We start from the raw sequence: 7,094 nt of genomic DNA, 5'->3' as shown, positions 1-7,094 counted from the left end.
TGAATCCTTCCAACGCAAGACGCCCACACAAGTCACCTGCGCACACTGTCAAAGATCAATCACTTGCGATCCATTCTTCTGAATCGCCCCGAGACGTTTCGTCCCGGGTGAGCCGCCCATTCTACATCGTCTTTCCGGTCCGTCAACACCTGCAGCGAAGTTTTTCTTGCTGCCGTTGTTGCCGTGGAACCCTTCGTCGAAGGCGTCTCGTCGAAGGGGCGAGAATCATATCGTCCATCCAGGAATCTGTGAAGGGGTTGCGCGGAAAATTTTTCCATCAGATGACAATCCGCGCCCCGCTACACTCGCGCGCATCCACTCACCTATAGAGAAGGACTCGAGGTAGCGATGAAAAGCCTGCTAGTAGCGCCCCTGTTGTTCGCCATCACCGCATGCGCCGCCGCGGCGCCTTCGTCACAGCCCAGCGTGACGCTGCACGGCAAGCGTTTCATGACTGAGTTCGCCACCACGGACGCCACGCGCGAGCGCGGCCTGATGATGCGCACCTCGCTCGCGCCCGATCACAGCATGCTGTTCGTGTTTCCCGACACGGATCAGCGCTCGTTCTGGATGAAGAACACGCTCATCCCGCTCGACATCCTTTATTTCGATGCCGACCGCAAGCTGGTCTCGATGCAGCTCGACGTGCCGCCGTGCAAGGCGGACCCGTGTGCCACCTACCCGAGCAACGCTCCAGCCCGCTACGTGCTGGAGCTGCCCGCGGGTACCGCCGGCCGCATCTATGCGGCGCCGGGCGACGAACTGACGGTGGAAGGAAACGTCGGCAAGGTGGAGTGATCGGCCGTTGCGGCCTGATCGTGTGCGATGGGCACGCCGATGCGGAAAGGAATCAGCGATTCGGGAAGCAGCTTTTCCAGGGCATCCCAATCGTCTTCGAACGGTACGAACTGTTGCATGTGAGGCTCCCTACTGAAGCGTCCCTCTGCGAGGGACGCGGGAGCATCAGAACACGCGGCCCGGTCAATGCGATGGCAAATTCGGGCCGCGTGCTGACAGGAGCGGGAGAGCGTTCAGTCGACCTCGACCATTTCGAAGTCGGCCTTGGTCGCGCCGCAGTCCGGGCAGGTCCAGGTATCGGGCACGTCTTCCCAGCGGGTACCTGGATCGATGCCTTCGTCGGGCACGCCCTCGGCTTCGTCATAGATAAAGCCGCAGACCACGCACATCCATTTCTTGTTGGGAGAGCCCTGACTCATCGTTATTGCGCTGCTTGAAAAGGGAACAAGAGGCGCATTCTCGCAACTCGGCCGCCCGTGCGGAAGCGTACGGCGGCCATCCACCACCATATTCCATGCATCCGAAGCTCAGAAACCCCGGTCTCTACGCCATTACCGACGGCCCCCGCGACGATCTGCTGGCCGCCGTGGCATTGGCCCTGGAAGGCGGCGCCCGCCTGGTCCAGTACCGCGACAAGAGCGCCGACCTGGCCCGCCGCCATGCGGAAGCCGCCGCGCTGCGGCAGCTCTGCGCCGGCCATGGCGTGCCGCTGATCATCAATGACGACGTCCGGCTCGCCGCCGCGATCCAGGCCGATGGCGTGCATCTGGGCGAGCACGATCCCGCGCTCGCGGCCGCCCGCACGGCGCTGGGCGAGCAGGCGATCATCGGCGTGTCCTGCTACGACTCGCTCGAACGCGCGCAGGAGCTGGCCGCCGCCGGCGCCGATTACCTGGCCTTCGGCGCGTTCTTCCCCTCGCCGACCAAGCCGCTGGCCCGCCGCGCCGCGCCGGAACTGCTGCGGCAGAGCGCCGCGCTGGGCCTGCCCCGTGTGGCGATCGGCGGCATCACGCCGGACAATGCCGGCTCCCTGGTGGACGCCGGCGCGGACTATCTCGCGGTGATTTCCGCCCTGTTCGGCGCCGCCGACGTGCGCGCCGCCGCGCAAACCTTCTCCGCCCTGTACACCACTGCTTCCGGAACCCCGCGATGACCAACCACGAACTCTTCCAGCGCGCCAAGCAACTGATGCCGGGAGGCGTGAACTCGCCCGTGCGCGCCTTCAAGTCGGTCGGCGGCGAGCCGTTCTTCACCGCGCGCGCGGACGGCGCCTATCTGTGGGACGTGGAAGGCAAGCGCTATATCGACTACGTGGGCTCGTGGGGCCCGATGATCGTCGGCCACAACCATCCGCGGGTGCGCGAAGCGGTGGAGCGCGCGATCAAGGACGGTCTTTCGTTCGGCACGCCCTGCCCCGCCGAAGTCACCATGGCCGAGACCATCACCCGCCTGGTGCCCTCGGTGGAGATGGTGCGCATGGTCAATTCCGGCACCGAAGCCACCATGTCGGCGATCCGCCTGGCCCGCGGCGCCACCGGCCGCAGCAAGATCGTGAAGTTCGAAGGCTGCTACCACGGCCACGGCGACAGCTTCCTGGTGAAGGCCGGCTCCGGCGCGCTGACCTTCGGCGTGCCCACCTCGCCCGGCGTGCCGAAGGCGGCCGCGGACCTCACGCTCACCCTCGCCTATAACGATCTGGCTGCGGCCGAGGCGCTGTTTGCCGAGCACGGCAGCGATATCGCCGGCCTGATCATCGAGCCGGTCGCCGGCAACATGAACTGCATCGCGCCGAAGGACGGCTATCTGCAGGGCCTGCGCGAGCTGTGCACCCGCCACGGCGCGCTGCTGATCTTCGACGAAGTGATGACCGGCTTCCGCGTGGCGCTCGGCGGCGCGCAGGCGCATTACGGCATCACGCCGGACCTGAGCACCTTCGGCAAGATCATCGGCGGCGGCATGCCGGTGGGCGCCTATGGCGGCCGGCGCGAGCTGATGGAACAGATCGCGCCGGCGGGCCCGATCTACCAGGCCGGCACGCTCAGCGGCAATCCGGTGGCGATGGCGGCGGGCCTGGCCATGCTGGAGCTGATCCAGGAACCGGGCTTCTACGACCGCCTCGCCGCGCGCACGCGCCTGCTGGCCGATGGCTTCCAGGCCGTGGCCGACGGCGAAGGCGTGCCGTTCAGCACCAACCGCGTGGGCGGCATGTTCGGCCTGTTCTTCACCGCGGAGAAGGTCGAAAGCTACGCCCAGGCCACCGCGGCCGACACCGCCGCGTTCAACCGCTTCTTCCACGGCATGCTGGAGCGCGGCGTGTATCTGGCGCCGTCGGCGTTCGAAGCCGGCTTCCTGTCCAGCGCGCATAGCGACGAAGACATCGCCGCGACGCTGGAAGCCGCCCGCCAGACCCTGCGCGCCACCCGCGCCTGAAACGAAACCGGCGCCGCGTTCGCACGCGGCGCCGGATAGCCGTACGAGCGGATCAGCGCTTGCCGACGAAGTCGGTCAGCGCCGCACGCAGGCGCGACAAGCCTTCGGCCAGATCCGCATCGGCGATGTTCAGCGGCGGCACGAAGCGCAGCACATCGGGGCCGGCCTGCAGCAGCAGCAAGCCATGCGCCGCGGCGTGATCGAGCACTTCACCCGCGCGCCCCTTGTACGCCTCCGCCAGCACCGCGCCGATCATCAGGCCGCGGCCGCGCACGCCCTCGAACAGGTGTAGTTCCGCGTCGATCGCCGCCAGCCCGTCGCGCAGCGCCTGCGCCTGCCGCGCGACATTCGCCATCAGCTCGGCCGAACCGAGCTTGCGCAGCGCCACGCGCGCCACCGCCGCGGCCATCGGATTGCCGCCGAAGGTGGTGCCATGCGCGCCGTACTGCATCACCTCGGCCACCTTGGGGCCGGCCAGCAGCGCGCCGACCGGGAAACCGCAGCCCAGCGCCTTGGCCAGGGTGACGATGTCCGGCGTCACGCCGTCCTGCGCATGCGCGAACAGCGTGCCGGTGCGGCCCATGCCGCACTGGATCTCGTCCAGCACCAGCAGCGCCTCGTGCGTGTCGCACAGTTCGCGCGCGCGGCGGATAAAGGCCGGCGACGCGGGCACCACGCCGCCTTCGCCCTGCACCGGCTCCAGCATCACCGCGGCCACGTCGCCCTGGGCGAACGCCGCTTCCAGGCCGGCGACGTCGTTGAAATCGAGATAGCGGAAACCGCCCGGCAGCGGCTCGTACTGTTCCTGGTACTTCGGCTGCGCGGTGGCGGTCACCGCGGCCAGGGTGCGGCCGTGGAAGGAGCCGCGGAAGGTCAGGATCACGCGCTGTTCCGGCGCGCGGCCCTTGGAGGCGGCCCACTTGCGCACCAGCTTGATCGCGGCCTCGTTCGCCTCGGCGCCGGAATTGCACAGGAACACGCGCTCGGCGAAGCCCGAAGCCTGTACCAATTCTTCGGCCAGGCGCAGCGGCGGCTCGGTGTAGAACACGTTGCTGCTGTGCCAGAGCTTGTGCGCCTGGGTCACCAGCGCGTCGAGCAGGTCCGGATCCTGGTGGCCCAGCGCGTTCACCGCGATGCCGGCGCCCAGGTCCACGTAGTCGCGCCCTTCGGTATCCCACACTCGCGCGCCTTTGCCGTGATCCAGTACGACCTCGCGGGGTCGGTACACCGGCAGCCAGTAGCGCTTGCCGAGTTCGATCAGGGACGACGAGGAATCCTGCGCGTGCATGTAAAGGGCTCCAGGCATTGCCATGCGGCAACACCGCTGAATGGTTGAGTGGGGAAAACGCCTGCTTGGGAGCGGGGCGTCCCGCATCGTAGAACCAGCGCCCGCGCATTTCCACGCGCCATGCGCGGGCGTTGTTCGCCCGGGCGTTACAGCGGCACGCCGGTGTTACACCTCTTCACGGAGCTTCCGCGCCTTGCCGGACGCCATTCCGCTGTGGCGGGCCCCGCCGTCGGTGCAACAACGGTGTTACACCTGCCCCGGGAGCGTTTTTGCAAGCCGTTGAAATTGCTCGGCACGGCACGTGCCGGGAGGCTGGCACGCCACTTGCCCTATGAATCAGCGACCCAGTTCAAAGCCATCCCCTCCGATGGCGACGCGGGCGGTAACCCGGCGATCCCTGTGGCCGGGCACCAACGGAGGCCCCCGGCTGACCCCTGTAGGCCGGGGGCCCTCCGTCTCTTCTTTGCTGGCATGCCGGACATAGACGTAGGTTGGGGTGAGCCAAAGGCGAACCCCAACAGTGCGAGACGTCTGGAAGTGGGCTTGTTGGGGTTCGCTGCGCTCACCCCAACCTACGATGCTGCGCCGGAATGACGAGCTGCGATCAGCGCAGCTGTTCCAACGCCAGCCCATGCTTCTTGCACAGGCGATAGATGGTGACGCGCGAGACCTTCAGCCGCCGCGCGCACTCGCTCACGTTGAAATGGCATTCGCGCAGGCAGCTGATCACCGCCTCGCGCTCCGCGGCCACGCGCGCGCTGCCCAGCGTGGCGCGGCCCGAAGGCATCTGCGACACATGGGCCAGGTCCAGGTCTTCCGGCGTGATCAGCGCATCTTCCGCCACCACCGCCGCGCGCTGCACGCGGTTGAGCAGCTCGCGCACATTGCCCGGCCAGCCGAAATGGCGCATCGCCTGGCGGGCGGCGCTGCTGAAAGTGCGCGCGTGGCTGCCGTGGTGTTCGCGGAAAGCATCGAGGAAATGCTGGGCCAGCAGCACCACGTCGTCCTCGCGCTCGCGCAGCGCCGGCATATGCAGGCGCAGCACGTTGAGGCGGTAGTACAGGTCTTCGCGGAAGCGGCCCTGCTCCACCGCGCGCTCCAGGTCCACGTGCGTGGCCGCCAGCACGCGCACGTCCAGGGTGATCGACTGGCTGCTGCCCACCCGCTCCAGCGTGCCTTCCTGCAGGAAGCGCAGCAGGCTGGTCTGCGCGTCGGCCGGCAGGTCGCCCACTTCGTCGAGAAAGACCGTGCCGCCGGCCGCGGTCTCGAAATGGCCCAGGCGCCGCGCATTGGCGCCGGTAAAGGCCCCGCGCTCGTGGCCGAACAGTTCGGACTGCACCAGGTTCGGCGGCAGCGCGCCGCAGTTGATCGCCGCGAACGGGCGCCCGGCACGGCGCGACAGGCTGTGCAGCGCGCGCGCCGCCACTTCCTTGCCGGTGCCGGTTTCGCCGGTGATCAGCACCGGCAGGTCCACCGGCGCGTACTTGCGCACGCTGGCGATCACCGCGCGGGTGGCCTTGCTGTGTCCGGTGATGCCTAAGTCGTCGGGTTCCGCCGCGACGATGTCGCCGCCGAGATAACCCAGGGAATCGAGCAGGCGGTCGACGTCGACCGGTGCGGTGAAGACATCGACGCAGGTGTCGATCATGCCGCCCAGGGCCGGCTCGCCGGCCGGCATCTCGGCCGGCATCAGCGCCAGCCAGGGCAGGCCCGGATGCGCGTCCATCACCAGGGCCATCGCGGTCATGCTCGCGGCCTCCGCTTCGCGCAGATCCGCCACCGCCACCACGGTATTGCCGCCGCGCGTGCCGATGCCGCCCACGGCGGAAGCGTCGGCGACGCGGACATACCAGCCGGCCCGGTTAAGACGCATCCGCTCGGTGGCGCTGGGCTGGCCGAACCACACGACGCAGCGCTTGGCGTCTGCCTTGCTCACAGCCATGAGCCTATCCCCCGTCGCCGGTCTCGGACGTGGCGCGGTCTCCCAGCCGCACCCTGCGGTCACGTTCCGCAGTCCCTTCCCCCGGGGTTGCTACAGAAGTGTGATATGCCTCACACGTTATAGGTTCACGGGTGTCATGGGCACCGGCCGAATGGACGGCGCAGGGTCAGCCAGATGGGGGAGCGGGCGCGCGGCGCGCCCGCTGAACGACACTCACCAGACGCCGGTATTGGCCATCGAGGCCCACGGTTCCTGCGGCGGCAGGTGGCCGTCGCGCTGCAGCAGCTCGATCGAGATCAGGTCCGGCGAGCGCACGAAGGCCATGTGGCCGTCACGCGGCGGGCGGTTGATGGTGTAGCCCAGGTCCTGCAGGTGCTGGCAGGTGCGGTAGATGTCGTCGACCTCGAAGGCGAGGTGGCCGAAATTGCGCGCGCTGCCGTAATCCTCTTCGGAGCCCCAGTTATAGGTGAGCTCCACTTCGGCTTCCGGCGAAGCCGGCGCGGCGAGATAGATCAAGGTGAACTTGCCGGCGGCGCTTTCCATCCGCCGCGTTTCCTTCAAGCCAAGGCCTTCGCAGAAGAAACGCAGGCTGGCGTCGACGTCGCGCACGCGGACCATGCTGTGCAGGTACTTCAT

At 68.0% G+C, this 7,094-nt stretch carries 7 protein-coding genes; 3 read left to right on the top strand and 4 right to left on the bottom strand.

What is annotated here, in order from left to right:
* The first annotated feature begins 348 nt into the window (after nt 1-348).
* Nucleotides 349-798, top strand: a complete 450-nt coding sequence (locus KK141_RS14700) for a DUF192 domain-containing protein (RefSeq protein ID WP_214569796.1) — start codon at nt 349-351, stop codon at nt 796-798.
* Between the two features lie 233 nt (nt 799-1,031).
* On the opposite strand, the gene KK141_RS14695 is transcribed toward KK141_RS14700, so the two are convergent.
* Nucleotides 1,032-1,217 carry a rubredoxin gene (locus KK141_RS14695; RefSeq protein ID WP_167255379.1) on the bottom strand — a complete coding sequence of 62 codons (186 nt, stop codon included), beginning with the start codon at nt 1,215-1,217 and terminating at the stop codon, nt 1,032-1,034.
* Between the two features lie 95 nt (nt 1,218-1,312).
* On the opposite strand from KK141_RS14695, the gene thiE reads away from it, so the two are divergent.
* Nucleotides 1,313-1,951 carry a thiamine phosphate synthase gene (gene thiE, locus KK141_RS14690; RefSeq protein WP_214569797.1) on the top strand — a complete coding sequence of 213 codons (639 nt, stop codon included), beginning with the start codon at nt 1,313-1,315 and terminating at the stop codon, nt 1,949-1,951.
* On the top strand, nt 1,948-3,228 hold the full coding sequence (hemL, locus tag KK141_RS14685; protein ID WP_214569798.1) for a glutamate-1-semialdehyde 2,1-aminomutase: 1,281 nt from the start codon (nt 1,948-1,950) through the stop codon (nt 3,226-3,228). The genes thiE and hemL overlap by 4 nt, the downstream gene beginning before the upstream one ends.
* Before the next feature lie 52 nt (nt 3,229-3,280).
* Here the strand turns inward: hemL and KK141_RS14680 are convergent, their stop codons facing one another.
* The 3 genes from KK141_RS14680 to KK141_RS14670 form a co-directional block, all read right to left on the bottom strand.
* The gene (locus KK141_RS14680; RefSeq protein WP_214569799.1) at nt 3,281-4,516 is read right to left on the bottom strand and encodes an acetylornithine/succinylornithine family transaminase; all 1,236 of its coding nucleotides are present in this window, start codon (nt 4,514-4,516) and stop codon (nt 3,281-3,283) included.
* Nucleotides 4,517-5,120: 604 nt separating this feature from the next.
* Complete coding sequence (locus tag KK141_RS14675) at nt 5,121-6,458, bottom strand: sigma-54 dependent transcriptional regulator (protein ID WP_167255372.1); 1,338 nt, start codon at nt 6,456-6,458, stop codon at nt 5,121-5,123.
* A gap of 213 nt (nt 6,459-6,671) precedes the next feature.
* Complete coding sequence (locus KK141_RS14670; protein ID WP_214569800.1) at nt 6,672-7,094, bottom strand: VOC family protein; 423 nt, start codon at nt 7,092-7,094, stop codon at nt 6,672-6,674.

The sequence above is a fragment of the Dyella sp. LX-66 genome, from assembly GCF_018599165.1.
In the GTDB taxonomy this organism is placed as follows: domain Bacteria; phylum Pseudomonadota; class Gammaproteobacteria; order Xanthomonadales; family Rhodanobacteraceae; genus Dyella_D; species Dyella_D marensis.
Note: the sequence above shows the minus strand (reverse complement) of the source record. Positions and strands in the feature narration are given on the sequence as shown.